Origin of the sequence: Vibrio natriegens NBRC 15636 = ATCC 14048 = DSM 759, assembly GCF_035621455.1 — a bacterium.
In the GTDB taxonomy this organism is placed as follows: Bacteria; Pseudomonadota; Gammaproteobacteria; order Enterobacterales; family Vibrionaceae; genus Vibrio; species Vibrio natriegens.
This window is the reverse complement of record NZ_CP141822.1, coordinates 1,959,552-1,983,571: the sequence shown is the minus strand read 5'-3', so window position 1 is coordinate 1,983,571 and position 24,020 is coordinate 1,959,552. Positions and strand designations below refer to the sequence as shown.

General features: G+C 45.6%; 20 protein-coding genes, 4 tRNA genes and 1 other annotated feature. Of the genes, 14 read left to right on the top strand and 10 right to left on the bottom strand.

Annotated features, from left to right (window positions below; translation table 11 throughout):
• Window positions 1-11: 11 nt before the first annotated feature.
• The 4 genes from trpD to VER99_RS08985 all read right to left on the bottom strand — a co-directional run bounded on the left by trpD (window position 12) and on the right by VER99_RS08985 (window position 3,490).
• Complete coding sequence (gene trpD / locus VER99_RS09000; protein ID WP_020335571.1) at window positions 12-1,010, bottom strand: anthranilate phosphoribosyltransferase; 999 nt, start codon at window positions 1,008-1,010, stop codon at window positions 12-14.
• A gap of 19 nt (window positions 1,011-1,029) precedes the next feature.
• Window positions 1,030-1,620: an aminodeoxychorismate/anthranilate synthase component II gene (locus VER99_RS08995; protein ID WP_014232407.1), complete on the bottom strand. Its 591-nt coding sequence runs from the start codon at window positions 1,618-1,620 to the stop codon at window positions 1,030-1,032.
• A 6-nt stretch (window positions 1,621-1,626) separates the two neighbouring features.
• Complete coding sequence (locus tag VER99_RS08990) at window positions 1,627-3,189, bottom strand: anthranilate synthase component 1 (protein ID WP_020335570.1); 1,563 nt, start codon at window positions 3,187-3,189, stop codon at window positions 1,627-1,629.
• Between the two features lie 125 nt (window positions 3,190-3,314).
• Window positions 3,315-3,418, bottom strand: a sequence feature (Trp leader region).
• A complete protein-coding gene (locus VER99_RS08985; protein WP_014232405.1) occupies window positions 3,365-3,490 on the bottom strand; it encodes a trp operon leader peptide in 126 nt (41 codons plus the stop codon). Its footprint overlaps the feature before it by 54 nt.
• Window positions 3,491-3,586: 96 nt before the next feature.
• Here VER99_RS08985 and rnm point away from each other — a divergent pair, with 96 nt between their 5' ends.
• Entirely contained in the window at window positions 3,587-4,456 is an 870-nt protein-coding gene (gene rnm, locus VER99_RS08980) for an RNase RNM (RefSeq protein WP_020335567.1), read from the top strand.
• A 38-nt stretch (window positions 4,457-4,494) separates the two neighbouring features.
• Complete coding sequence (locus VER99_RS08975; RefSeq protein WP_014232403.1) at window positions 4,495-5,115, top strand: L-threonylcarbamoyladenylate synthase; 621 nt, start codon at window positions 4,495-4,497, stop codon at window positions 5,113-5,115.
• An 87-nt stretch (window positions 5,116-5,202) separates the two neighbouring features.
• Here the strand turns inward: VER99_RS08975 and VER99_RS08970 are convergent, their stop codons facing one another.
• Window positions 5,203-5,913, bottom strand: a complete 711-nt coding sequence (locus VER99_RS08970) for a calcium-binding protein (RefSeq protein WP_020335566.1) — start codon at window positions 5,911-5,913, stop codon at window positions 5,203-5,205.
• A 342-nt stretch (window positions 5,914-6,255) separates the two neighbouring features.
• Here VER99_RS08970 and rluB point away from each other — a divergent pair, with 342 nt between their 5' ends.
• Window positions 6,256-7,194: a 23S rRNA pseudouridine(2605) synthase RluB gene (rluB, locus tag VER99_RS08965; protein WP_014232401.1), complete on the top strand. Its 939-nt coding sequence runs from the start codon at window positions 6,256-6,258 to the stop codon at window positions 7,192-7,194.
• A 148-nt stretch (window positions 7,195-7,342) separates the two neighbouring features.
• On the opposite strand, the gene VER99_RS08960 is transcribed toward rluB, so the two are convergent.
• On the bottom strand, window positions 7,343-7,663 hold the full coding sequence (locus tag VER99_RS08960) for an HI1450 family dsDNA-mimic protein (protein WP_014232400.1): 321 nt from the start codon (window positions 7,661-7,663) through the stop codon (window positions 7,343-7,345).
• Window positions 7,664-7,665: 2 nt separating this feature from the next.
• Window positions 7,666-8,232 (bottom strand): elongation factor P-like protein EfpL, encoded by a 567-nt coding sequence (gene efpL / locus VER99_RS08955; RefSeq protein WP_014232399.1) that lies wholly within the window; start codon window positions 8,230-8,232, stop codon window positions 7,666-7,668.
• 192 nt (window positions 8,233-8,424) lie between these two features.
• Here efpL and VER99_RS08950 point away from each other — a divergent pair, with 192 nt between their 5' ends.
• Window positions 8,425-9,192 carry a nucleotidyltransferase family protein gene (locus tag VER99_RS08950; RefSeq protein WP_020335564.1) on the top strand — a complete coding sequence of 256 codons (768 nt, stop codon included), beginning with the start codon at window positions 8,425-8,427 and terminating at the stop codon, window positions 9,190-9,192.
• A 13-nt stretch (window positions 9,193-9,205) separates the two neighbouring features.
• Here VER99_RS08950 and VER99_RS08945 read toward each other — a convergent pair whose 3' ends face one another.
• Window positions 9,206-11,569: a DNA polymerase II gene (locus VER99_RS08945; protein WP_020335563.1), complete on the bottom strand. Its 2,364-nt coding sequence runs from the start codon at window positions 11,567-11,569 to the stop codon at window positions 9,206-9,208.
• A 513-nt stretch (window positions 11,570-12,082) separates the two neighbouring features.
• Here VER99_RS08945 and uvrY point away from each other — a divergent pair.
• The 10 genes from uvrY to nspC all read left to right on the top strand — a co-directional run bounded on the left by uvrY (window position 12,083) and on the right by nspC (window position 22,125).
• Window positions 12,083-12,727: a UvrY/SirA/GacA family response regulator transcription factor gene (uvrY, locus tag VER99_RS08940; protein ID WP_014232396.1), complete on the top strand. Its 645-nt coding sequence runs from the start codon at window positions 12,083-12,085 to the stop codon at window positions 12,725-12,727.
• Window position 12,728: 1 nt separating this feature from the next.
• Window positions 12,729-14,561 carry an excinuclease ABC subunit UvrC gene (gene uvrC, locus VER99_RS08935; RefSeq protein WP_024372803.1) on the top strand — a complete coding sequence of 611 codons (1,833 nt, stop codon included), beginning with the start codon at window positions 12,729-12,731 and terminating at the stop codon, window positions 14,559-14,561.
• A gap of 46 nt (window positions 14,562-14,607) precedes the next feature.
• Window positions 14,608-15,165, top strand: coding sequence for a CDP-diacylglycerol--glycerol-3-phosphate 3-phosphatidyltransferase (gene pgsA, locus VER99_RS08930; protein WP_014232394.1), 558 nt, complete (start codon window positions 14,608-14,610; stop codon window positions 15,163-15,165).
• Between the two features lie 404 nt (window positions 15,166-15,569).
• Window positions 15,570-15,643: transfer RNA gene (locus tag VER99_RS08925), tRNA-Cys, on the top strand.
• A gap of 37 nt (window positions 15,644-15,680) precedes the next feature.
• Window positions 15,681-15,756, top strand: a tRNA-Gly gene (locus VER99_RS08920).
• 79 nt (window positions 15,757-15,835) lie between these two features.
• Window positions 15,836-15,922, top strand: a tRNA-Leu gene (locus VER99_RS08915).
• A 6-nt stretch (window positions 15,923-15,928) separates the two neighbouring features.
• Window positions 15,929-16,004, top strand: a tRNA-Gly gene (locus tag VER99_RS08910).
• Between the two features lie 723 nt (window positions 16,005-16,727).
• The gene (locus VER99_RS08905) at window positions 16,728-19,604 is read left to right on the top strand and encodes a pyridoxal phosphate-dependent class III aminotransferase (protein ID WP_020335559.1); all 2,877 of its coding nucleotides are present in this window, start codon (window positions 16,728-16,730) and stop codon (window positions 19,602-19,604) included.
• Between the two features lie 18 nt (window positions 19,605-19,622).
• Window positions 19,623-20,876, top strand: a complete 1,254-nt coding sequence (locus VER99_RS08900) for a carboxynorspermidine synthase (protein WP_014232392.1) — start codon at window positions 19,623-19,625, stop codon at window positions 20,874-20,876.
• 115 nt (window positions 20,877-20,991) lie between these two features.
• On the top strand, window positions 20,992-22,125 hold the full coding sequence (gene nspC, locus VER99_RS08895) for a carboxynorspermidine decarboxylase (RefSeq protein WP_014232391.1): 1,134 nt from the start codon (window positions 20,992-20,994) through the stop codon (window positions 22,123-22,125).
• Window positions 22,126-22,210: 85 nt separating this feature from the next.
• Here the strand turns inward: nspC and VER99_RS08890 are convergent, their stop codons facing one another.
• Both VER99_RS08890 and VER99_RS08885 read right to left on the bottom strand, forming a co-directional pair.
• Window positions 22,211-22,723, bottom strand: a complete 513-nt coding sequence (locus VER99_RS08890) for a glycine cleavage system transcriptional repressor (RefSeq protein WP_020335558.1) — start codon at window positions 22,721-22,723, stop codon at window positions 22,211-22,213.
• A gap of 212 nt (window positions 22,724-22,935) precedes the next feature.
• Window positions 22,936-23,838 (bottom strand): DUF3943 domain-containing protein, encoded by a 903-nt coding sequence (locus tag VER99_RS08885; protein ID WP_024372913.1) that lies wholly within the window; start codon window positions 23,836-23,838, stop codon window positions 22,936-22,938.
• Window positions 23,839-24,020: the final 182 nt, after the last annotated feature.

Genomic DNA, 24,020 nt, shown 5'->3' with positions numbered 1-24,020 from the left:
TGATTATTTCCTTAAGCGTGTGCGGCAAGTTGCTGAACTAACTGATAAGCCTTGCCTGAATTCATTGCCTCAATGGCTTGCTGCGCATTGGCTTTTAAATCTTCGTGACCGAACAGACGCATGAGCAATGCAACGTTCGCCGCGACAGCACCGAGCTGAGCGTCGGTTCCTTTTCCTGTGAGAATATTGGTGATGATTGCTTTATTCTCTTCTGGAGCGCCACCTTTAATCGCTTCTAGCGGGTGAGTTTCTAAACCGAAGTCTTGCGGAGTCAGAGTGTATTCAACAATTTGACCGTCTTTGATTTCTGCCACCGTGGTTGGCCCATGAATGGCCACTTCATCGAGCCCGCTACCATGTACGACTGCGGCGCGCTTCATACCCATTTGTAGCATGGTTTCTGCAATAGGACGAACTAGTTCTTCGCTGTAAACACCCATTAATTCAATGTTAGGGTGAGCAGGGTTAATCAGTGGACCAAGAATATTGAAGATAGTGCGTGTTTTCATCGTTTGGCGCACTGGCATCGCATGGCGCACGCCACCGTGGTATTGGGGGGCAAACAGAAATGCAACGCCAATTTCGTCCATGGCTTTACGCGTGTCTTCTGGGCTCATGGCAAGGTTGATGCCGAAAGAGTCCAGTAGATCAGAAGAGCCTGACTTACTGGAGACACTGCGGTTGCCGTGTTTGGCGACTTTCAAGCCGCAAGCCGCAGCGACAAATGCTGCCGTGGTGGAAATGTTGATGGTATCGTGACCATCGCCACCAGTACCGACAATATCGGCAAAGTCATACTCAGGACGCGGGAACGGCTTTGCGTTGGCGAGCAGGGCTTTTGCTGCGCCGGAAATCTCGTCTGGAGTTTCGCCTTTGATCTTAAGCGCCGTTAACGCTGATGCCATCAAAATTGGGTCGAGTTCACCACGAATAATGGTATCGAACAGTTGCTGACTTTCTTCTTGAGTCAAAGCCTGTTGGTCATAAAGTTTATTGATAATCGCTTCCATAATTCCTCTCCCTATTTCTTTATGCGTTGTTTTTCTCAAGCGCCCATTCGATAGCATTGGCTAATAGGGTTGCTCCATACGTGGTCATGATCGATTCCGGGTGGAACTGAAATCCGCAAACTTTGTCCTGTTCGTGTACTACTGACATGGTTAATCCATCCACTTCAGCGGTAATGGTCAGCGTTTCTGGAACAGAGGTTGCGACCAATGAGTGATAACGGGCAATGGCCAGTGGTGATGGCAAATTGGCGTAAGTGGCGTGATTGTCATGTTCCATCATCGACACTTTGCCGTGAATGATCTCACCTGCGCCCGCAACCGTGCCGCCATAGGCTTCAACGATGGCCTGATGGCCAAGACAGATGCCTATCATTGGCACTTTGCCTTTCATGCGCTGAATTAAGTCTGGCATTGAGCCCGCTTCAGAAGGAGCTCCTGGACCTGGAGAGAGCAGAACAACTGGGTTTTCTAGCTCATTGACCGCGTGTTCTATGGTCTCGGCAGCAATGTTATTACGGTAAATGGTGACGGAATGACCAAGCGAACGAAATTGATCAACCAAGTTATAGGTAAAAGAGTCAAAGTTATCGATAAATACTATGTTAGCCATGCTCTGCTACTCCTCATGTGCTGCTTGAATAGCAGAAATAACGGCTTGTGCCTTACCGCGGGTTTCGTCCGCTTCCGCTTGTGGATCTGAATCGAAAACTACCCCTGCGCCTGCTTGTACTTGGGCAATACCGTTTTCAACATAGGCAGAGCGAATCACGATACAAGTATCTAGCGTGCCTTCTCCGGTTAGGTAACCAACTGCACCGCCATAGCTTCCGCGGCGAACACCTTCCACGTCACGAATTAACTGCATAGCACGAATTTTTGGCGCGCCTGTCAGTGTGCCCATATTCATGCTTGCCTGATAAGCATGCAGGGCGTCTAAATCTTCGCGTAATTGACCGACGACGCGTGAAACTAAATGCATCACATGGCTGTAACGGTCTACCTTGAGTAGGTCAGCTACATAGCGAGTACCTGCCTCAGAGATACGTGCGACGTCGTTACGTGCCAGATCAACTAGCATCATGTGTTCTGCGTTTTCTTTCATGTCGGTACGCAGTTCAAGTTCGATACGGCTGTCGAGATCGAAATCGATTTCTCCATTCGGGCGCTTACCACGGCGGCGAGTGCCTGCGATTGGGTATATCTCAACCTGATTGGTGTCGGTTTCGTACTTCAAAGCACTTTCTGGCGAAGCGCCAAATAGAGTGAATAACTCATCTTGCATGTAGAACATGTATGGGCTTGGGTTGCTCTTCTTCAGCTCTTTATATGCCGCTAGTGGGGAAGGGCAAGGAAGCGTGAAACGGCGTGAAGGAACAACCTGGAAAATATCCCCTTTCACTACGTACTCTTTTAAATCACTGACAATCTGGCAGAAGTCTTCATCCGAGATGCTTGGTTGAGCTGTCACATCGGTCAGTTTGGCCGCACTAGGCAGATGCTTAGGCGCGCTACACTGTTCGCCGATCTCTGCAATGCGAGCTTCTAAAGTCGCTTGTTGCGAGTTATCGACAAATAGCGTTGCTTGCAAATGGCAAGACTCAGTTTGATGGTCAACGACGAGTAGTGTCTCGGCAACGTAAAAAACGTAATCTGGGCATTGATTGGTCGCATCTGCATGACCCAAAGGTTCGAAACTTGCCACTAAGTCGTAAGCGAATAAACCACCGAGGAAAATCGCGTGCTTATCTTTATCTTCTAGATCAAAACTGTGTTGAACTAAGCGCAGTGCATCGAATGAAGAAGCTTCACGTAAGCGAGAGTCTTCATCCAGAGTGTCGCATGGCTGGGAAAATTCAAGTGTGAAAGTCTCACCATCAAATTGAGAAGTAACGTCACTACGTACGTTCTTATTGAGGTGAGCAAGCAAGTTTTTACCATTGTCCGTTAATGCCTGCATGGTGACGGTATGGTCAAAACAAACGATGCGAACCGCAGAGTCAACGATCAAAAGTGACTTCAGGTCCTGTTTCGAATCAATTTCCGCAGATTCCAGAAGTAAGCTATCCGTCTTATTTTCACACAGGGTGTGAAACAAGCGGGTTGGGTCTTGAGTGTAAGGAACAGAAGCCGTTAGCACTTCCAGTTGTCCAAGATTCTTGATTTCAATGGCCTTGTTCACAAGACCTCCTTATAGCTATTTTAATCTTCCTGCTGAACATAGTGGCATAAACTAGGCGTTGGCCCAATTAAGAGTTTACGAGATCCGGTCAATGTTTAAGCAGTTAAACGTAAAAAGGGCGAAAAAATAAAAAGCCCGCTTTGGCAGCGGGCTTTTTAACGTTTGAATTTCTAAACTAGAAGTACACGTTTGCCCACCAAGAACTTGTCCAAGTGCGCCACCAAGCAACGTCTGCCGAGCTTGTCTTATTTAGACAAACTGCAACTTTCGCTTTTTGGTTTTGCTTCAATTCTTGTAACATAGTGAGCCTTGAATAATGTGTTCTGTATTTGTGTACTAGTTAACTAGTGCGGAGATAAAAAGTCAACCCCAAAACAGCATTAAAACGATAAAAAATATGAGAATTGATTTACATAGCCATACCACAGCCTCTGATGGCCGACTGGAACCGAAAGATTTAGTGGATAGGGCACTGAGTTTTGATATCGAAGTTTTGGCGATTACAGACCATGATACCGTTGACGGTTTAGTGCCAGCGAAACAGTATGTAGAAGATAATCAGTTGCCGATCAAAATTATTAACGGCATCGAAATCTCAACCGTTTGGCAAAATAAAGATATCCATATCGTGGGTCTGAATATTGACCCTGATAATCCAGCATTGAAGACGCTTATTGAACAACAAAAACAGCATCGAATCACTCGTTCAGAGCTGATCGCATCGCGTCTGCAAAAAGCAACTCGTGAAGGCGTTCTGGAAGAGGTACAGCAGATTGCAGGTGATGCGCCAATTACACGTGCCCATTTCGCGAAATGGTTGGTGGACAATGGCTTCGCTAAAAACATGCAAATGGTGTTCAAAAAGTTCCTTACGCGTAACAACCCTGGTTATGTGCCGCCGAATTGGTGTTCGATGAAAGATGCGATAGATGCTATTCACGCTGCTGGTGGCCACGCGGTGTTAGCTCATCCGGGTCGATATCAGTTGACAGCAAAGTGGATTAAGCGTCTTCTTGCGGCATTCTCGGAAGCAAATGGTGACGCGATGGAAGTCGCTCAGCCACAACAAGCACAACAAGAAAGACGCAATCTGGCGGATTATGCTATACAATACAAACTATTAGCGTCCCAAGGTAGCGACTTTCACTATCCGTCTCCTTGGATGGAGTTGGGTCGAAACCTCTGGTTGCCGTCAGGCGTAGAACCAGTTTGGAAAGATTGGGGCATTGACCCTTCGTTGGATCGCAACGAAGTCCACGCTCCATAAGGATATAGAGCCGAGAGGCTCGATAATGAGGAATTACAATGAGCCAGTTTTTTTACGTTCATCCAGAAAACCCACAGGCTCGCTTGATTAATCAAGCAGTAGCAATCATTCGTAACGGCGGTGTCGTGGTTTACCCAACCGATTCGGGTTACGCACTTGGCTGTCAGCTGGAAAACAAACAGGCGTTAGAACGTATCTGTCAAATTCGTCGCTTGGACGATAAGCACAACTTCACGTTGTTATGTCGTGATTTATCCGAGATTTCGCTGTACGCACGCGTAGACAACGGCGCATTTCGATTACTGAAAAACAATACACCGGGGCCTTACACATTCATCTTCAAAGGTACAAAAGAAGTGCCTCGTCGTTTAATGAATGCAAAGCGTAAAACCATAGGTATCCGTGTTCCTGATAACCAAATCGCGCTTGATCTTTTGGAAGCATTGGGTGAGCCATTGATGTCTACGTCGTTGATTTTACCTAACAGTGACGTAGCTGAATCTGATCCAGAAGATATCCGTGACAAGTTAGAACATGCGGTTGACGTAATACTTAACGGCGGTTATTTGGGTGAACAACCGTCAACGGTTATCGACTTTAGTGAAGGTGACCCTGTCGTGGTTCGTCTTGGATCGGGTGACCCTGCGCCATTTGAATAAGTGTGGTGCTAGCTTGATGTGATAAAGGAGGCTGAGATGCCTCCTTTTTTGTATCTGGCGTATCGATTCGAAAACGAAGTAAATTCTTTAAGCGAACTCGAAAAGATCGATGCCTTTGTGATCCGCATAATCGATGTAACTCGATGTGACGCCATTAAGTGTCACTTCAACATTGTACTCATCGCTGGAGAATACCGCCCAGCCACACTCATTGTATGAAAGGTCAAGATCTTCTGCTGAGTCAAGAAACGTATCGCGAATCCCATCCCCGTTAGTATCTCTTCCAAAGTCGAAAACCAACTTATCCGAGAAAATACTGAAATCCAGTACTTCTGCTATCACTTCGATTTCATTAGAAGAAACAGGTTGATCAGGAACACCAATCGCCATTCTGTTGGTGAACACGAATGAATCTGCGCCAAAGCCACCACTTAATACGGACTCACCATCACCGATAACAATGGTGTCATTGCCCCAACCGCCACTAATAAAATTGTTGCCTGAATAATCGAAAATGATGTCGTCTCCGAATCCGCCGTACAGCGAGTCATTTCCTAAACCACCAGACAGATAATCATTACCGAAGCCACCAGAGATGAAGTCGTTTCCCCGCCCGCCGAACAAGCTGTCTTCACCCCAGCCACCGAAAACATAATCGTTCCCGTCGAATCCGACGAAATTATCTTTACCGCCAAAACCGAAGAAGATATCGGTTGTGTCGGTGCCTTTGGTACCAGTCATATTGTCATCGTCGCAGGTGCCAAATATCCAATTGAGAGTAAGCGCTGTGTTTGACATTTCATTGTCCTTTTTATCTGATTATCTTAGCGGGCAAGTCAGTAAGTTGTTGTTGTAACAACCGTGATAATTTTATCAGCTGAAGTTGGAACGCAGCGGGCGAGAGAGTTCTAAATTAGTACGGTTCTTCGCCAGAATATTGATGGCCAGTAGGAAAAAAGTGGTATATCGGAGTTCAATCAGGTTACAAGCAGAAGGCGGAGAATAGAGAGGATTTCTCTTACATTAAACCAGAAAGTTACGTATAATGGCCGACTGAAAAAATCCCGTGAAGATGGGTAATTGCATAATACAGACCAATCCTGGTCTAGACGTCTGTGAAGACGACACATAGGTAGATAAATGAGCGAAAAGTTACAAAAAGTATTAGCACGTGCTGGTCACGGTTCTCGTCGTGAGATTGAATCGTTAATTAAATCTGGTCGCGTAAGCGTGAACGGTAATGTTGCTAAGCTTGGTGAAAGACTTGAAGATGAGAACAGCGTGGTTCGTATCGATGGTCACATTGTATCTGCGAAGATACAAGAAGAAGTGATCTGTCGTGTACTAGCGTACTACAAGCCTGAAGGTGAACTGTGTACTCGTCATGATCCGGAAGGTCGCCGTACTGTTTTTGATCGCCTGCCAAAGATTCGTGGCTCGCGTTGGATTTCGGTAGGTCGTCTGGACGCGAACACATCAGGTCTGTTGCTTTTCACTACGGATGGTGAATTGGCAAACCGCCTAATGCACCCAAGTCGCCAGGTTGAGCGTGAATATCTAGTACGTGTGTTCGGTGAAGTAACTGAACAAAAAGTTCGTAATCTAGTAAAAGGCGTAGAGCTGGAAGACGGTATGGCTCGCTTTGAAGACGTTGTTTACGCTGGTGGTGAAGGCATGAACCACACCTTCTATGTAGTAATCAACGAAGGTCGTAACCGAGAAGTCCGTCGTCTATGGGAATCTCAAGATTGTACGGTAAGCCGCCTGAAACGTGTTCGTTACGGTGATATCTTCCTGGACAAGAAACTGCCACGCGGCGGTTGGATGGAACTGGATCTGAAAGAAGTAAACTACTTGCGTGAGCTAGTAGAACTTCGTCCAGAGAAAGAAACCATGCTTGATCTGAACAAAGATAACACTTCACGTAAGCGTGAACGTGCACGTAGCCAAAAAATTCGTCGTGCAGTTAAGCGCCACGAAGAACGTGTAAATACGCCGAAAGGCCGCAGCAATAATCCTGCTCGTCGTAAGACAAAGAAAAGTGCGGGTGAGCAAGGCGTACGTAACAAACATCGTTAAGCGTTATTAAAAAATCAGAAAGGCTTGCCCATTGGCAAGCCTTTTTCTTATCTGAAAATCGAGGGATGGAAGCTTCTCTGGTAGATAAGAAGTTAGATAAAAAAACACCAGCATAAAGCTGGTGTTTTTATTCATGATAGGGGAAGCGTTAGTCGCGCTTCCAAAGCATATGACAGAACTTGTGGTCTGGGTCTCGGCTGATTAGCATACGAGCAAATACGTCATCAAGTACGTCATTTTCCTCGTTCACCAGGCCGATACGCACTTCTGCATACACTTCTTTGTCGATCTCGAAGCCTACATGTTCAACCCAGTCTTCACCAGTTTCGACAAGTTCTGCGGCACCACGATCTTCAAACTGTGCAGTAAACAGAATGACATCAGCTGGCTCAAGGTTATCTGGAGCCATTTCAAGAAAAATGTCGTACGCAGCGTCGATAACGTCGTCGTAAGAAATCAAATCAGACATGCTTATGCTCGGCTCATGTATTTGCGTTCTGCAGTGTTAATCACCACTCGGTCACCCGTTGCGATGTACTCTGGAACTTGAACAGTAAGACCAGAAGCAAAGCGGGCAGGTTTAGTACGTGCAGAAGCTGACGCACCTTTGATTGAAGGGTCAGTTTCTTCGATTACTAGCTCAACAGAAGATGGCAGTTCAAGGCCAACCGCTGAACCGTCTACCAAGATAACGTGAATACCTTGTGTGTCTTCGTTAATGAATAGCATCTCATCAGCTACGTCACTTTCTTTAAATGTGTATTGTGAGTAGTCTTCGTTATCCATGAAGATGTGTTCATCGCCATCTGCGTATGAGTACACAACGGCACGCTTGTTCATTTCTACTGTTTCAACAACATCATCAGACTTGTAACGCTCGTCTACACGTGCACCTGTTGTTAGATCAGTACAACGCATCTTGTAGATTTTCGCGCCGCCACGACCGCCTGGAGTCGTCACTTCGATGTCTTTAACTAGAAGAGTTTTACCATTAGACTCGATTGCGAAGCCTTTCTTGATTTCACTTGCCTTTGGCATTGTATTTTCCTATTGATACTTATTACGCAAAACTTGATGATTATAGCGTTAAGTTGTCTTGCTGGCATCAAAATTCATCGCTGAGATTGGCTTCATCTCTCATGAATAAACGCGTTATTAAGCTTGATCCAAATTCAGTGCTGGTAGATCATAATGTTCTTGAATCTTAAGCTTTAGATCGCGTTACTTTCAATGTCTCTTCCTGTTATCGACTCAAAACAACCTTTTCAAACCGAATTCGAACCTCTGATCAGAGAAGTTCTTACGTGCCTTACAAGTGGGCTAGGGCAAAACTTACATAGTGTGTATGTCTATGGCAGTGTTGCGCGTAAAACAGCGGTGGCAGGTAAGTCGAACCTCGATTTAGTGGTTGTAACTAAAGCGGCATTTGAGTCTAACCGAGCCACGTTATTGAACACGATCAAGTGGCGAGCACAGCAAGGCTACCCGCAAGTAAACGGTGTTTCAGTCCGAACCGCGCTGGTTAGTGATGTTGCGAATCTCGACAGTATATTCACCTGGGGCTTTATGCTTAAACATTGCTGTGTCTGTATTTATGGTGATGATTTAGCGGACTGCTTTGGCGATTATGTTCCAAGCTGGGAGATTGCTAAACATTGGAACATGGATGTGGAAGAGTGGCTCTCCGTGTATCGTGCGAAAATAGCACAGGCAAAAAGTGTCGAAGAGCAAACTCAAGCTCAGACGGTAATAGCCAAAAAGTTGTTGCGGGCGTCGTATTCTCTGATTATGTACCGCGATAAACGCTGGTTTGACGACCCTGTGGAATGTGGTCAGGTATTTTTGACCTACCATCCAGAAATGCAATTGGAGATCGAACGTCTGGGTATATTGCTTGCGGGACGGGCTATTCCAAAACGCTCGGTGATAGGGCTTTTAGATAGCTTTGGCAGCTGGCTAGTCAAGCAGTATCAAAAAACAGAGTTTCGCATCGGTTAGCTAAAGCCGGTTGTTAAAACAAGCCCATCTGTGGCGCCGACAAGGTTTCAAAGTCGGTTCCGATAAAAGGTAAAATGGCATCAGCGACGGGCTTCAACTGCTTATCGATATAGTGTTGGTAGTCAATTAAGCTACTGCGGTATTCATGTGGCTCTGGCCCATTAACGGTAATCACATACTCAATTCGACCTCGGTTTTGGTACTGTAATGGTCGACCAAGCTTGGCATTGATTTCGTCTGCCATTCGAGCGGCACGCACTTGGGGCGGAATGTTCTTTTGGTATTCGTGCAGTTTACGGCGCAGTCGCTTCTGATAAATCAATTGGTCATCGAATTCGCCGTTATTGGTTTTCTCAACCACTTCGCGCACATAGTCACTTGGATCTTCACCATGGAAGATCATGCCATAAAGTGTGTTTTGGAATCTTTGCGCCAGCGGTGTCCAGTCTGTGCGTGCGCTTTCTAGTCCTTTGAAAATAATCCGCTCGTTTGCACCTTCACCAATTAATCCTGCGTATCGCTTCTTCGAGCCAGTTTCCGCCCCGCGGATGGTAGGCATCAAAAATTTACGATAGTGGGTCTCGTATTCGATTTCTAGCATTGAAGTGAGGTTGTATTCTGAACGAAGATGCTCCTGCCACCAGTTGTTAATGTGGTCGACTAATTGATTTCCGACTTTATCGGCCTCTGTCTGACTGTAGGTGCGGTTTAACGACACAAAGGTGGAGTCCGTGTCCCCGTAAATGACCTGATAACCTTGTTCTTCGATCAGCACTTTGGTCTGCTTCATGATCTCGTGTCCGCGAATGGTGATACTGGATGCCAGTCGGGTATCAAAAAATCGGCAACCGGAGGAGCCTAATACGCCATAAAACGAGTTCATGATGATCTTAATTGCCTGAGAAAAGGCTTTTTCGTTGTTCTTTTTGGCAACGTCACGTGCTGCCCAGAGCTTTTCAATCATCTCGGGCAAAAAGTGTTTTGTGCGATGGAATTGGCCACCACGAAATCCGGGTACCGCTTGATTGTCTTGTTTACCGATCTCTAGTTGTAGCCCTTCAACAAGTCCCATCGGATCTATCAAGAAGGAACGAATGATGGACGGGTACAGGCTTTTAAAATCCAGCACTAAAACGGAGTCGTAAAGGTTCGGAATTGAATCCATTACGTACCCGCCAGGGCTGGCTATCCAGTTTTCTGGGTGTAAATTTGGCGCTACATAACCCGCGCGGTGAATTTGCGGCAGATAGAGATTAGTAAATGCAGCGACCGAGCCACCGACTCGATCCAGCTCTACGCCTGTTAATCGTGATCGTTCAATCGCGAAAGCGAGCAGGTGAGTGTGATCGAAAATCTTATTTACCAACACACAATCCTGAAGATTATACTTCGCTAACGAAGGCTTATCTGAACGATACATGCGATTGATCTCATCCATTCGATCATGCACGTTGTGAATCTCTTTACCTTCACCGAGTAATTCCTGAGAAACGGATTCCAGAGACCAAGAGCGAAAGTGGTATGTCGCGGTTTTTAGCGTGTCGATACCGTCCATCACCACGCGGCCGGGAATAGAAATGAACCCCTGTTGGCTTTGTGAGGAACTGCGGAAGAAACTCGCTTGATCCGCTCTGCCTAACTTGAGCTTCATGTTGTGCCATTCCGCTCTTTTGTGCAGTAGGCGGAAATCGAAGTCAATCACGTTCCAGCCGACCACCACATCAGGGTCAAACTGCTTAAACCAAGCGACTAAAGCATCCAGTAAGGCTTTCTCGTTTTGTACCCACTCGATAGGGGTATCTGCAGGTTCAGGATCGCCTATCATAATGACGCGCGAGTCCATTGGACTGTCCAGACCAATAGAGTAGAGAATGCCTTTTTCCGAACACTCGATATCTAAAGAGACAACTTGCAGCTTCGGCTCATAGTCGCCAGAACGGCATTTTGCATGTTGAATGCGTTGGTATCCGTTGTAAGTTTGCTGGTTACCTGTAAATTCGATACCACCTCTGATGAAGCGCTCCATCAAATAGCGATCAGCAAGCCGAATGTCGCCTTCGTACGTGATAATGTCGTGATGTGAAAAGTGACCTTGTAACGACATGGCGTCTCGGGTAAGTCGTGTATAACAAGCCACAAGAGGGGTAAGCTCGAACGTTTTAATCTCTAACAAACGAAATTCGACGTGAATTTTGTTTGATTGGGCGAGCTCTCTGGCTTGCTCTAGGTCTGATTGAGCAATAAAGAACACTGGTTTTTCGCCATGAATCAGCAACTGAGTTGGTCCAGCTTCGGTTGATACCCATAGCTCTATCTGAGTCTGACCTTGGATATCTCGCGCCTGACGAGTGAGTAGGAAGCCTTGCTGGATGTTCAAGTGAGAAAAACCTTATCGATAATTTAAGCCGGATATTCTAGCACTAAGAGATAAGAAGGAAACGCGTAGTGGTGGCCGTTGCTGGTTTTGTCGCCGAATCAGTTCAGGCATCAAGTCTGTATGCTAAAAATGTTCTGTTGCTAAGAATAGCGGTGAATTCAAACGATGGCATTCCTGCATGATGGCACTTGGGATCTGACCTGAGAGCATGGTATCTCGTTTATAGATTGACCATTTGGCCCTGATATTGAGTTGCGTTGGGCAATATAAAATCTAGTTGCTTGATTTATTACGATTAATGTTGTTAATTATCTTCAATTATATTTCGGTTCTGCGCAGTACGCTCTGAAATAACAGAGTGGTTTATGAATAAGTTCTTGCTAAAGTTTGCGTTTGAGCACATATTCATAGAAAGCAATTTTTCGTCAAATACGTTAGTATTAGGCGTCATACTGATATCCACATAGAACATCATGTGGGTGCAGAACCAATAGAAAGTGTGGAGATACAAGTTTGATAAATGTTTTCCTTGTAGATGATCACGAGCTGGTTCGCACAGGGATACGACGTATTATTGAAGACGTCCGTGGAATGAACGTAGCAGGAGAAGCTGACAGCGGTGAAGAGGCAGTAAAATGGTGTCGCAGTAATCATGCTGACGTCGTTTTAATGGACATGAACATGCCAGGAATCGGTGGCTTAGAAGCGACTAAAAAGATTCTTCGCGTGAATCCTGATGTAAAAATCATCGTACTTACCGTTCATACAGAAAATCCGTTTCCAACCAAAGTAATGCAGGCGGGTGCTTCTGGTTATTTAACCAAAGGTGCAGGCCCAGACGAGATGGTTAACGCGATTCGTGTGGTAAATAGTGGGCAGCGTTACATCTCACCAGAGATTGCGCAGCAGATGGCATTGAGTCAATTCTCACCTGCCTCTGAAAACCCTTTTAAAGATTTATCTGAACGTGAATTGCAAATCATGTTGATGATTACCAAGGGTCAGAAAGTCACGGATATTTCTGAACAACTTAACTTGAGTCCAAAAACAGTTAACAGTTACCGCTATAGACTGTTTAGCAAATTGGACATTAATGGCGACGTTGAGTTAACACACTTAGCGATTCGTCACGGAATGCTGGACACTGAGACGCTTTAGTGTGAATCCTCCTTTTGATTCGGCTTCCTTTCTCAAGACAGTAACTCATCAGCCCGGCGTGTACAGAATGTACAACGCCGAGGCTGTTGTTATTTACGTCGGAAAAGCCAAAGACCTCCAAAAGCGCCTTTCGAGTTACTTTCGTAAAAAAGTCGACAGTGAAAAGACACGCGCACTCGTTCGCAATATTGCCAAAATCGACGTTACGGTCACTCATACCGAGACCGAAGCGCTGATCCTTGAACACAATTACATTAAGCAGTATTTACCGAAATACAACGTACTGTTGCGTGATGATAAATCCTACCCTTACATCTTTATCAGCGGACATAAACATCCGCGCTTATCGATGCATCGAGGTGCTAAAAAGCGCAAAGGCGAGTACTTTGGCCCGTATCCGGATTCCGGTGCAGTGCGCGAAACGTTACATCTACTGCAAAAGATATTTCCCGTTCGCCAGTGCGAAGATACAGTCTATTCGAACCGTACTCGTCCATGTCTGATGTTTCAAATTGGGCGTTGCGCAGGACCGTGTGTCAGCTCAATCATTTCAGACGACGAATATGCGGAGCTGGTGGGTTTTGTTCGCCTATTCTTGCAAGGCAAAGACCAGCAAGTACTTAAGATGCTAATTGAGAAAATGGAGCATGCTAGCCAGCAGCTACGCTTTGAAGATGCGGCAAAGTTTCGTGATCAGATTCAGGCAATCCGCCGTGTTCAGGAACAACAGTACGTTTCCGAAGACAGTATGGACGATATGGATGTACTTGGCTTTGCACAGGAAAGCGGAATTGCGTGTATCCATATTCTGATGATTCGTCAGGGGAAGGTTTTGGGTAGTCGAAGTCACTTCCCTAAAATTCCGCAAAATACCAGTCAGCAAGAAGTGTTTGATAGCTTCTTAACTCAGTATTATTTGAGTCACAACGAAGCGCGTACTATTCCCGCCCGGATTATTCTCAATCAGGAGCTGGCAGAGGATATTGAGCCGATTCAAAAAGCACTCTCCGAAGTTGCAGGACGTAAGGTTCGCTTTCATACATCACCCACTGGTGTCAGAGGGCGCTACCTCAAACTGTCGAATACCAATGCACTAACGGCAATTACCACTAAAATTAATCATAAGATGACCATCAATCAGCGCTTTCACGCCCTACGTGAAGTGCTGGATATGGAGTCGATAACGCTCATGGAATGTTTTGATATCTCTCATACGATGGGAGAGAGCACAATTGCGTCGTGTGTGGTTTTCAATAATGAAGGTCCGGTTAAACAAGAATATCGCCGTTACAACATTACGGGTATTACTGGTGGTGATGATTATGCCGCGATGGGGCAGGTATTGGATCGCCGATATTCAAAGCAACTGGATGTGGAGAAGATCCCAGACATCATTTTCATCGATGGTGGTAAAGGTCAGCTAAACCGTGCCCATGAAATCATTTCACAACACTGGGGAGATTGGCCAAAACGACCAATTTTGATCGGTATTGCGAAAGGGGTAACGCGTAAGCCCGGGCTGGAAACGTTAATCACGGTAGATGGCCATGAGTTTAATCTGCCAAGTGACGCCCCGGCGCTTCACCTTATTCAGCATATTCGAGACGAAAGCCATAATCATGCGATTGCAGGACATCGGGCTAAACGTGGCAAAACACGACGTACGAGTGCGCTAGAAGGGATTGAAGGTGTTGGACCGAAGCGACGCCAGGCTTTGCTGAAATACATGGGCGGATTACAGGAACTTAAACGTGCAAGTGTCGAAGAAATCGCCAAAGTACCGGGGATTAGTCACTCTTTAGCAGAAATTATTTTCCAAGCATTGAAACAATAAGGAAAATCCCGCAACATTAGCACGCAATGTGTAAGAGAATAATAAAATGCGATTGAATATCCCGAACATTCTGTCTCTTCTTAGACTGTTCTTAATTCCAGTTTTTGTGGTTGTTTTTTATCTGCCTTATTCATGGGCGCCTTTTGCTTCGGCAATGGTGTTTTGGGTAGCAGGCTTTACCGATTGGCTAGATGGTATGTTGGCTCGTAAACTTGGCCAAACATCTCGTTTTGGCGCGTTTATCGATCCGGTAGCTGATAAAGTGCTGGTTGCGACAGCGTTGATTTTGATTACAGAACACTACCACACCATATGGGTGACAATTCCCGCTGTTACCATGATTGCTCGTGAGATCATTATTTCTGCCCTACGAGAGTGGATGGCTGAAATTGGTAAACGCGCCAGTGTCGCGGTTTCTTGGGTCGGTAAAGTTAAAACTCTCGCACAGATGTTTGCGTTGTGGGTGTTGATTTGGCGTTATGATGAATGGATGGTTTGGGTTGGCTTTGCGGCGCTTTACATCGCTACCGTCCTGACGTATTGGTCTATGATCCAATATCTCGCAGCAGCAAAAGACGATTTGCTCGATGAGAAGCATCATTAATAAAAAGTATTTATACTGAGCAGGCACCCAATGCCTGCTTTTTTGTGCCCGTTAGAAATTAATAGCTATTGGCGTACAAAAAATAAATGTGATTTAGATCCTGTTTTTCTTAGTGTTGCTTATCCGATACAACGAATAACCTGATTATGAACGGTTGATGTGAGCTGATTCTCTGGTATCTCTGGTAGGGGAGTAGCCAAAGTTTCACGATAAACAAGTGTATTTGAGCAAGTTTTTGTATTAAAACTAAGCAATCTACCGCCTTTCGCACAAATTCTAGTCAAACGATTTAAAAAAATAAAAATAGTGTTGACTCGATCGCTCGAATCCGTAGAATGCATCCCGTACCCAAGAGAGCACAGCTCAAAAGGGTGGTTAGAAAAGGTTATCTTTTCTTGCAATGAGGCGCCTTGGCAGAGTGGCTATGCAGCGGATTGCAAATCCGTGGACCTCGGTTCGACTCCGGGAGGCGCCTCCATTATTCTTTTGAGAGCAAATGGCTTTCGAGAATAAATGCGACACTAGCTCAGTTGGTAGAGCGCAACCTTGCCAAGGTTGAGGTCACGAGTTCGAACCTCGTGTGTCGCTCCAAAAATTTAAAGATATGGCGTTAAGCGGTATCAGATGGTGTTTTACTTTTCTGTAAAGGCATCACAAAGTATATTTGTGTGCCCTGGTGGTGGAATTGGTAGACACAAGGGATTTAAAATCCCTCGGCGTTCGCGCTGTGCCGGTTCAAGTCCGGCCCGGGGCACCATCTCATGCGACACTAGCTCAGTTGGTAGAGCGCAACCTTGCCAAGGTTGAGGTCACGAGTTCGAACCTCGTGTGTCGCTCCAAAATACGAAAACCCAGCATTATTATGCTGGGTTTTTTCGTTTCTCTCCCTAGAAAATAGCAGTTTCTAGGAACTCTCACATATTTCGCTTCCCAGCCGTACTTTCTGATCACATCGTTCAGTGTTATTCGCGGTCTAATTTATTCGTATTTTCAGCTTGTTATGTGTATCTGTTGTGCGTTGCGATTACCTTATATAGGCTAAGGTTACAAGTTCTGCCGCCATTGGCAAAATACAATTGCGTCCGAGATCAATAAATCAATGATGAAAAATCATTGCCATGAGATTTTATTTTGTGATAAATTCGCGCGCAATCTCGGAGCGTAATTTACGCCTTTGGTTCTCTGGGGGATACGCGTAGTGAACATTCAAGCTGATTGTGACACTACGTAGGGTAGGTATCGGCAAAGCCTTTTGTTGATAGACGGGATACTAATGCTGTAAGTGCAGCATATTAATGGGAAACCCAACATTGCAACCTTTGAATAAACACACACTAATCAGCTTCATACTGCCGAAATGTCCTGTTTTACAAAACGGGTGCATTACGGAACCTTGATTACGTCCCAGCGCATATAGAAGTCACGAATGTCGTGACAGGATTATCTGTGTTTGTCATCTCAGCCATGACAAATGCGGAGGTTTACTTATTTCTCCTGTAACTTTTTTCTAATGATAATTAAAACAGGATGAAGAACTAATATAATTCAAGGGATTACCTAGTATGACCACTGCCTTTGAAGTCGATAACAATATCGCAAACATTTTTTCATCACAGGTTCCAGTTGTTGAGGGAACGTACGACTTAACTCCAGACCAAGTGTTACTTGATCAGGCTGAGCACGAATCAGCGGTTCGCTCTTATCCTCGTCGCTTGCCGATTGCTATTAAACAGGCTTATGGCTGTTTAGTAGAAGATACTCGAGGTCAAATCTTTTTGGATTGCCTTGCGGGTGCGGGTACTTTGGCACTGGGTTATAACCACCCAGAAATCAATCAAGCATTGAAAGATCAGCTAGATTCTGGCCTGCCTTATCAGACGCTTGATATTGCTACCTCGGCGAAAACGCATTTCATTCAGTCTGTGAAGTCTTTTCTTCCTCAAGAGCTGGGTGATAACTGTGTGATTCAGTTCTGTGGACCATCTGGTGCCGATGCAGTTGAAGCGGCGATCAAACTGGCGAAACAGACGACTGGCCGTAACACTATGTTCGCATTCCGTGGTGCTTACCATGGTATGACTAACGGTACGATGGGCATGATGGGTAACTTAGGTACTAAGGCTCGTCGCACAGGTCTGATGTCAGACGTACATTTTATGCCTTTCCCATACAACTTACGTTGCCCGTTTGGACTTGGTGGCGATGAAGGTGCGAAAGCGAGTATTCGTTACATCGAGCGTCTTCTAAATGATGACGAAGCAGGCATTATGAAGCCGGCGGCAATCATCGTTGAACCAGTACAAGGTGAGGGTGGTGTTATCCCTGCACCAGCATTCTGGCTGCGTGAGCTTCGCCGTATCTGTGATGAACACGGCATTCTGTTGATCTTCGACGAAATTCAATGTGGTGTTGGTAAATCTGGCTACAACTTTGCTTTCGAAGAAGCCGGCATCGTTCCAGACGTGTTGTGTTTGTCGAAAGCGATCGGTGGTGGTATGCCGATGTCGCTTCTTGTTATCAACAAGCAGCACGATACCTGGAATCCGGGCGAGCACACGGGTACGTTCCGTGGTAACCAGCTTGCAATGGTTAGTGGTGCGAAAGCGCTAGAAATTATTCAACGTGACAACCTTGTCGAGCATGCAAACATTGCTGGCCAATACCTTCGTTTTGGTCTGGAAGGCATTCAGAAGCGCGTTAACTGTATCGCAGAAGTGCGCGGCAAAGGTTTGATGCTGGGCGTTGAAATTAAGAAACCTAATGGCGAATTGAACAAGTTCGGTGAGCCTGTGGCTGATGGTCAGTTGACGCTTGCGATTCAACGTGCGGCGCTAGAGCGTGGCTTGATGGTAGAGAAGGGTGGCCGTGAAGGCTCTGTAATTCGTTTCCTTCCACCACTGATCATTTCATTTGAGCAAATCGACTTTGCTCTGCGTGTGCTTGAAGAAGCCATCATTGCTGCTGGCGGTAGCCATGTTGAAGCTTCACCACAGGAAGAGTGGAAAAAGCACTTCGTTCACACTGGTGAATTAGGTAGCACTGAGTTTGCATCAGTGATGAACCACACGACTGCAGCTATGAAGTCTGTATTCGAACAAGTAAGTGCACCATACTCAGGTATGGACCCTAAAGCGTTAGAAGAAGCGATCAATGCTGTCGACCTAGACAACAAAAATGCGCCTCTTAAATCAGTGATTGACGACGCTGCAGAGCTTGTTGCCAAGAATGCGATCTTTACACAGCACCCTGATTGTATTGCGCATTTACACACGCCACCGCTCATGCCTGCGATTGCGGCTGAAGCGATGATTGCAGCTCTGAACCAGTCTATGGACTCTTGGGATCAAGCGTCTTCTGCGACTTACGTTGAGCAAAAAGTGGTGAACTGGCTTTGCGACAAATACGAGCTAGGCGAGCAAGCTGACGGTATTTTCACTAGCGGCGGCACTCAAAGTAACCAAATGGGCTTGATGCTGGCGCGAGACTGGATCGCAGACAAACTAAGCGGTCACTCTATTCAGAAGCTAGGTCTTCCTGAGTACGCCGACAAACTGAGAATTGTGTGTTCGAAGAAATCACACTTCACGGTTCAAAAATCAGCGTCTTGGATGGGGCTTGGCGAAAAAGCAGTCATGACTGTTGATGCTAATCCAGACGGCACGATGGATGTGAACAAGTTGGATGAGGTGCTGACTCAGGCAAAAGCGGAAGGTTTAATACCATTTGCGATCGTTGGTACAGCTGGTACAACCGATCACGGCGCGATTGATGATCTAGACTTCATTGCAGACATGGCTGAAAAACATGAACTGTGGATGCATGTCGACGGCGCATACGGTGGTGCTTTGATTCTTAGCAGCCAAAAAGCTCGCCTGAAAGGTGTTGAGCGTGCGCAGTCTATCAGCGTTGACTTCCACAAGTTGTTCTACCAAACAATCAGTTGTGGTGCGCTTCTTGTTAATGACAAGTCAAACTTCAAGTTCCTGCTTCATCATGCAGATTACTTGAACCGCGAACACGACGAACTACCAAACTTGGTAGATAAGTCTATCGCAACAACTAAGCGTTTTGATGCTTTAAAAGTGTTTATGACAATGCAAAGCGTGGGGCCAAAAGCTCTAGGCGACATGTACGACCATTTGCTTGATCAAACGCTAGAAGTAGCAGATATGATCCGCGATAACGACAACTTTGAGTTGTTGGCGGAACCATCACTATCTACCGTTCTGTTCCGTGCGACACATGAATCCGCAGATCTTGATGAACTAAATAAAGCGTTGCGTTTCGAGGCGCTGACTCGCGGAACCGCAGTACTGGGTGAAACCATTGTTGACGGTAAAACCGCACTTAAATTTACGATTTTGAACCCGTGTCTAACGACGGCGGACTTTGAATCTTTGCTCTCAAAAATCCATATGCTAGCAGTTGAGCTAGTTTAACAAAGGTAACGGAAAACTATGGCAATTCTACAGATTGGTGCAGGCGGCGTTGGCTGGGTAGTTGCACACAAAGCAGCACAAAACAACGACGTTCTGGGTGATATCACAATCGCATCACGTACCGTAGGTAAGTGTGAGAAAATCATCGAATCTATTCAGAAGAAAAACAACCTGAAAGATTCAACTAAGAAATTAGAAGCTAGAGCAGTTAATGCTGACGACGTAGATTCTCTTGTTGCTCTTATTAAAGAAGTGAAGCCTGATCTTGTGATCAACGCTGGTCCTCCATGGGTAAACATGCCAATCATGGAAGCATGTTACCAAGCGAAAGTGTCATACCTGGATACATCAGTGGCAGTTGACCTGTGTTCTGAAGGTCAGCAAGTACCTCAGGCTTATGATTGGCAGTGGGGTTACCGTGAGAAGTTCGAAGAAGCGGGCATCACAGGTATCCTAGGTGCTGGTTTCGATCCAGGCGTAGTATCGGTATTTGCAGCGTACGCAGTTAAGCATCTGTTCGATGAAATCGATACTATCGACGTAATGGACGTAAACGCTGGTGACCACGGTAAGAAGTTTGCGACAAACTTCGACCCAGAAACCAACATGCTAGAGATCCAAGGCGACTCTTTCTACTGGGAAAATGGCGAGTGGAAACAAGTACCTTGTCACTCTCGTATGCTTGAGTTTGAATTCCCTAACTGTGGTTCACACAAAGTGTACTCAATGGCGCACGATGAAGTTCGTTCAATGAAGGAATTCATCCCTGCAAAACGCATTGAATTCTGGATGGGTTTCGGTGACCGTTACCTAAACTACTTCAATGTAATGCGTGATATCGGCCTATTGAGCCCAGATCCACTAACGCTGCACGATGGTACAGTAGTACAGCCTCTGCACGTATTGAAAGCGCTACTACCAGATCCAACTTCTCTTGCACCAGGCTACACCGGTCTAACGTGTATCGGTACTTGGGTTCAAGGTAAGAAAGACGGTAAAGAGCGCAGTGTCTTCATCTATAACAATGCTGACCACGAAGTGGCATACGAAGACGTAGAGCACCAGGCGATCTCTTACACCACAGGTGTACCAGCGATCACTGCGGCACTGCAATTCTTCCGTGGCGAGTGGGCGGATAAAGGTGTGTTCAATATGGAACAGCTAAACCCAGATCCGTTCCTGGAAACCATGCCTTCTATCGGTCTGGATTGGCATGTTCAAGAGCTTGAAGCAGGTCAGGGACTTCCAGTTATCCACGAACTTAAAAAGTAATTATTTAAGCTCGTAGCAAACCTGGAATTAACTTAAATCTAAGCCGATGCGAATGCGTCGGCTTTGTTCGATTTTATAGTGCCTTCGTTTAGGCGAGGGGACTCAAGGTATTACAATGCAACACAACGAACTAAAAACCCCGTACTTCATGATCAATGAAGACAAGCTGGTAGAAAACCTAGAGAAAGCGAAACAGCTGAAAGAAATCTCAGGTGTGAAGCTGGTTCTTGCACTGAAGTGTTTCTCAACTTGGGGTGTTTTCGACATCATCAAGCCTTACTTAGACGGAACAACAAGTTCTGGCCCGTTTGAAGTGAAGCTTGGTCATGAAACGTTTGGCGGTGAAACGCACGCATACAGTGTGGGTTACAGTGAAGACGACGTACGTGAGGTTGCTGACATCTGTGACAAGATGATCTTTAACTCGCAATCTCAGCTTGCTGCTTACCGTCATATCGTTGAAGGTAAAGCGTCAATTGGTCTGCGCTTGAATCCAGGCGTGAGCTATGCAGGTCAAGATTTAGCGAACCCTGCACGTCAATTCTCTCGCCTTGGTGTACAAGCGGATCACATCAATTCAGAAGTATTTGACGGTATTGATGGTGTGATGTTCCACATGAACTGTGAGAACAAAGACGTAGATGCGTTTATTGGATTACTGGATGCGATTTCAGAACAGTTTGGTGAGTACCTAAACAAGCTTGATTGGGTAAGCATGGGCGGTGGTGTATTCTTCACCTGGCCTGGTTACGATATTGAAAAGCTTGGTCTTGCGCTGAAAGCCTTCTCTGAGAAACACGGCGTACAAATGTACTTAGAGCCTGGTGAAGCGATCATTACTAAGACCACGGATCTGGTTGTGACTGTGGTTGATATCGTAGAGAACGTTAAGAAAACTGCGATTGTTGACTCTGCAACTGAAGCACACCGTTTAGATACGCTGATTTACAACGAGCCGGCTTCAATTCTAGAAGCGTCTGAGAATGGCGAGCACGAATACGTGATCGGTTCATGCTCATGCCTTGCGGGTGACCAATTCTGTGTGGCGAACTTTGAACAGCCGCTAGAAATTGGCCAACGTCTACACATTTTAGATAGTGCAGGCTACACCATGGTGAAACTAAACTGGTTTAACGGTTTGCGTATGCCTTCTGTTTACTGTGAGCGTTCAAACGGCGAGATTCAAAAGCTGAACGAGTTTGATTATTCAGATTTTAAACGTTCACTATCTCAATGGTCAGTGAAATAAGCGTTCTGGCTTTCTGTACTATATCAATGCAAAAGAGCAGCTGAGGCTGCTCTTTTTTATAGGAGGCGGGGCAGGTCAATAGACCCTAGTCTTCTATGATAACCCGAGTATCCTCACTCAGCGCTTCTAGCTCATTCGCTACATCCTCAATTTCCATTTCGCTTGGCAGTTTAATAGCGATTTTTGCACTGAACAGGCTTGAGCTGACGCCGCCACCTCCAGCAATAAAGACACGTTGACAGTCCATATCTAAAATCGAGATGCCTTGATCATCAAGAATATGGGTTATCTCATTTACGATGCCAGCTCTGTCGTTGGCGTCGAGTCTGAGCTGGAAGATAGTGTCGGCACTATGCGAGTATGGTTCGGAATCGACGAATTTAACCACTAATGTCTGACATGCGGAAAATGCGTCTTTAACGATATCGGCTTTTTCTTTTGGTAATTCAATTTTAATCACCCCCGCCACTTGGTCTTCAATAAAGTTAACTTTACTGATTAACCATTTACCTCCATTTTCATGAGTGATGGCAGCAAGTTCCTTGATGGTCGCAGGTGATGCCTGACCAGCAAAATTAACGATAAACACAGTGTTCATATGGTCCCCTCCTGGAAAAAGGTTTGGACGCGGCACGGGATTACGTAGCGCTTAAGTTATTGGAATAAATCCTTTTATTCAGTGTAGGTGTTAGGTGGGGGATATGTTTGATGAAGGTCAATTTTTTGGGCTAATTCTTGAAGCGAATATTTAAAACTGTGTTTGAACCACAAAAAAGCAGCCAGTCGGCTGCTTTATCGGTTTACGTCAGATTAGAACGTGACTTTTAATTCCATGCCATAGAACTGGCTGTCGTAACTGGCACCTGCGTTCATCGCAAACTTGGCTACATCCTGATTACCAAACCAAGGGGATGAACTAAATTGAAGTTCGGCACTGCCACCCCATGCGTCGGTGACCCAGTAGTGGACATGACCAACTGGGTTTAGGAAGAAAAGTGATATATCACCCACCGTTTCTGAACCCAATACTTCACCACCATTTGCCAGGATATCTTGCTCAGCGGTTACCATCATCTCACCAACGACAGCACCAAAAAACGGCGTAATGAAAAGGTCTTGCCAAGAAGGCACTTCAGCAAAAGCTTCCACACCATACTCCCAGAAGAACGCTGACATCGTAGCGGAATACAAGAACGATTCAAATTCGTTATAACCAGAGTGGCGGGCCGCGGTATAGTAAACACCACCAAAATAAGGGTGCATAATATAGTTGAGAACATGCTCATCTCGGTCCCAAACCGGACCATCAGAGACATTATCTTTCCATTTCTGCCCCAGCTTACTCATATCACGGTCTTCTTCATCCCACTTAGTGATACTTTCTGGAAGGAAGGTCATCAAACCGACAGTCGCAACACTCAAGCCAAGAATGGTGTACGTTTGGCCCATGAGGTAATCCCAGTCTTTATCTTGAGGAACGATAAGATGTTTGGGTTGAAGACCAGCGTCAAGATTTAAAGAATCATCATTATCCTGTTCAAAAGCCAGACTGCGGTTTTGAGCTTCAAAGGTGTATAGATTGGTCGTTGCACAGTAGCCGGACAGGCAATCAGGGGCGTACGAAAACTCCGAATGTCTGGCCATATCGTATTGGCTTGCGTTTGCAACGGTTGTTGTTACAAAGCCGAGTCCTGCTAGAGTCTTCTTGAATATGGATGATTTTGACACAAAGGTCTCCGAGTAATTGATTTGATGATCTAACTCAAATTATCCCTTAAATAAAAAACCATTTAAATACTTGATGTTAATTTATATCAAAATGATTTCATTACACTAGCTTGCACCTAGAGGTGTTCGGCTTAAATTATCAACGTGATTAGAGCGTCGGCATGTGT

Excerpts from the sequence above, each read along its gene's own strand:
- trpD (WP_020335571.1), bottom strand. The coding sequence starts at position 1,010 with ATGGAAGCGATTATCAATAAACTTTATGACCAACAGGCTTTGACTCAA.
- VER99_RS08995 (WP_014232407.1), bottom strand. The coding sequence starts at position 1,620 with ATGGCTAACATAGTATTTATCGATAACTTTGACTCTTTTACCTATAAC.
- VER99_RS08985 (WP_014232405.1), bottom strand. The coding sequence starts at position 3,490 with ATGTTACAAGAATTGAAGCAAAACCAAAAAGCGAAAGTTGCAGTTTGT.
- rnm (WP_020335567.1), top strand. The coding sequence starts at position 3,587 with ATGAGAATTGATTTACATAGCCATACCACAGCCTCTGATGGCCGACTG.
- VER99_RS08975 (WP_014232403.1), top strand. The coding sequence starts at position 4,495 with ATGAGCCAGTTTTTTTACGTTCATCCAGAAAACCCACAGGCTCGCTTG.
- VER99_RS08970 (WP_020335566.1), bottom strand. The coding sequence starts at position 5,913 with ATGTCAAACACAGCGCTTACTCTCAATTGGATATTTGGCACCTGCGAC.
- rluB (WP_014232401.1), top strand. The coding sequence starts at position 6,256 with ATGAGCGAAAAGTTACAAAAAGTATTAGCACGTGCTGGTCACGGTTCT.
- VER99_RS08960 (WP_014232400.1), bottom strand. The coding sequence starts at position 7,663 with ATGTCTGATTTGATTTCTTACGACGACGTTATCGACGCTGCGTACGAC.
- efpL (WP_014232399.1), bottom strand. The coding sequence starts at position 8,232 with ATGCCAAAGGCAAGTGAAATCAAGAAAGGCTTCGCAATCGAGTCTAAT.
- VER99_RS08950 (WP_020335564.1), top strand. The coding sequence starts at position 8,425 with ATGTCTCTTCCTGTTATCGACTCAAAACAACCTTTTCAAACCGAATTC.
- pgsA (WP_014232394.1), top strand. The coding sequence starts at position 14,608 with ATGCGATTGAATATCCCGAACATTCTGTCTCTTCTTAGACTGTTCTTA.
- VER99_RS08905 (WP_020335559.1), top strand. The coding sequence starts at position 16,728 with ATGACCACTGCCTTTGAAGTCGATAACAATATCGCAAACATTTTTTCA.
- VER99_RS08900 (WP_014232392.1), top strand. The coding sequence starts at position 19,623 with ATGGCAATTCTACAGATTGGTGCAGGCGGCGTTGGCTGGGTAGTTGCA.
- nspC (WP_014232391.1), top strand. The coding sequence starts at position 20,992 with ATGCAACACAACGAACTAAAAACCCCGTACTTCATGATCAATGAAGAC.
- VER99_RS08890 (WP_020335558.1), bottom strand. The coding sequence starts at position 22,723 with ATGAACACTGTGTTTATCGTTAATTTTGCTGGTCAGGCATCACCTGCG.